This is a genomic window from uncultured Agitococcus sp., from assembly GCF_937920075.1.
In the GTDB taxonomy this organism is placed as follows: Bacteria; Pseudomonadota; Gammaproteobacteria; order Pseudomonadales; family Moraxellaceae; genus Agitococcus.
Genome location: NZ_CALETI010000488.1, coordinates 1 through 2231, shown reverse-complemented (window position 1 = coordinate 2231; position 2231 = coordinate 1). Strand labels below are relative to the sequence as shown.

Here is a 2231-nt window from a genome sequence, read left to right as displayed (position 1 = left end):
GATGAATATTACAGAGAGCAACATAACAAGTCTTGCTGAAAATCAAATATTTGTTTTTGGCAGTAATGAAAGTGGGAGGCACGGAAAGGGTGCAGCTAAAACAGCCCTGAAATTGGGAGCAAAGTACGGTCAAGCTGAGGGGTTGCAGGGAAGAACTTATGGCATACCGACAGTTAACGCGAGTATTAGCAAAAGTCTGTCTGTTGAGAAGATAAAAACTTACGTTGATAGATTTTTACTGTTTGCTAAAGAAAGACAAGATTTTCATTTTTTAGTAACTGAAATTGGTTGTGGCTTGGCAGGGCTAACACCTAAACAAATAGCACCACTGTTTAGAGATGCTGTTGAAATGGAAAATATAAGTCTACCATCTAAATTTATTAGAGTTATTAAAGTTGGTTAAATCTAACGATCCGCGTAAGGCGCAAAGCCCCACAACAAAGTAAACAAGTGAGAGTTAGCAACCATAATAAAAAATAACTTCGTAAGCGTTTGGGGCTTTGTCGCACTTGACGCGCAAGTTAGGCCATACCGCGAGTTTGTTTGTTTTCTTTATCTATTTTGGAAACAACTCAATTAAACGCCACTTACTCCGTGTCTTTCTTGGCAGTTGGCTACGGATTCGGTGGCGGCATTTACTCAAAACGCATGAACACTATACAACTAAACGCAAGCAAAAAAAAGAAGCAAGTTTTTGCACTGCAAACCAATATCGCGGCCATGATTAACAAACACGGCTTAAATAAAATTGGCTTTTTAACGCTGACATTTGCGGACAATGTGCAGTGCCACAAAGAAGCAACCAAGCGTTTTAACTCCCTCGCCACCAACGTATTAAAAAATAAATATTTATCATGGATAAGAATAAGTGAGAGGCAACAATCAGGCCGTTGGCATTTTCATTTAGTTGTCGCTTGTCACCATGATATTAGGCGCGGCTTACGTTTTGATGAGTTAAAAATCCGTAACTATAAAAGCGCGAATACGGCACTCCGTGACGAATGGCGATTTTGGCGTAACATGGCTAAAAAATATAACTTTGGTCGAACAGAGCTTTTACCAGTGAGAACAGATAGCCAACGATTAGCCGCCTATTTAGCCAAGTATTTAAGCAAAGGCGAAAGAAAAGCCGAAGATAAAGGGGCGCGGCTTGTGTCGTACTCATCAAAAGTTTTGCGAGTTTGTACGCAAAGTTTTTCATGGTTTAAGGGTGGGCAATCATGGCGTAAAGCGTGTGCTTTGTTTTTTACGTTGTACAAAGTGCCACAAGATAGATATTGGGCTTATAAATACGGTGACGAAATTAGACAAATGTCGTTGCTGCTGTAGGCTAATACGCGCATCAAGGGGATAACGCCCCAAACAATTACGCCATAAATTGCGCTTGTGTTGGGCGTTCCCCCTTATGCGAACACATTAGCCTTTATGCAGGTGCGCTAATTGCAGGCTCACCGATAGAGGGTAATCCGCCAGTAAAATTGCACAAGCCTTTAATAGTAAAAGACGCAATACCGCTACCATTAACACCCCAACTCGCGTTGGTTTTTGCGGCTGTCGTTGGGTCAACCAGTGTATTCTCGTATTTATTCACCGCATAAATTAACTTGGCGATAAAGTTCTCAATTGCGTAATCATCAGTAGATGATGCTAAGGCAATAGCCATTCCCTCAAGTGTTACGTCAACGCCCAAAATGGAATCATCTTGAATGTTTGCAAGTGTTGTCATGGTTTGTACTCCGATTTTGTAGGATTTTTTCTACAACAATGTCCGAAAAATTCTACAGATAATTAAAAAAGAAATGAGGTAAGGTAATCCCTTTGTTTTCTTGCAATTTCGCGGCTCAAAGAGCGCGGAAATTGAAGAAAAAAAGGGATTCAAATAGATAAAAGTTTATAACAAACATACAGCGAGGCACTTGCAAGCGCGAAAAAAACCAAAATTGCCAAGTTATTATTATCGTTGTTGCTCATGGTATACAGGCTTAACTACTTTTAGACGTCCTAAATGACGTCTTATTTTACGTCACTTTTGACGCGTAAACAGATATACGGCAAAAATGACGTATAACCCAGCCTTTTTGGACGCACCAAAAGTTTGACACGAGCCAACTCAAAAAATAATGCACGAAAATATAAACACTGTAAAGTGGTTAGAGAAAATATAAAAACAAACGAAATTGAATCCGAAAAGGTAAGAGTTTTGACGAATATTAAAACGAGAAGCCTAACTA

General features: G+C 39.7%; 2 protein-coding genes and 1 pseudogene. 2 read left to right on the top strand and 1 reads right to left on the bottom strand.

Annotated elements, in window-relative coordinates:
• Both Q0212_RS16470 and Q0212_RS16465 read left to right on the top strand, forming a co-directional pair.
• Window positions 1–403: pseudogene (locus tag Q0212_RS16470) on the top strand (hypothetical protein); the annotation flags it as partial.
• A gap of 140 nt (window positions 404–543) precedes the next feature.
• Complete coding sequence (locus Q0212_RS16465; RefSeq protein ID WP_297927554.1) at window positions 544–1329, top strand: hypothetical protein; 786 nt, start codon at window positions 544–546, stop codon at window positions 1327–1329.
• Window positions 1330–1423: 94 nt separating this feature from the next.
• Here Q0212_RS16465 and Q0212_RS16460 read toward each other — a convergent pair whose 3' ends face one another.
• Window positions 1424–1726, bottom strand: a complete 303-nt coding sequence (locus Q0212_RS16460) for a hypothetical protein (RefSeq protein WP_297927552.1) — start codon at window positions 1724–1726, stop codon at window positions 1424–1426.
• Between the last annotated feature and the right edge of the window lie 505 nt (window positions 1727–2231).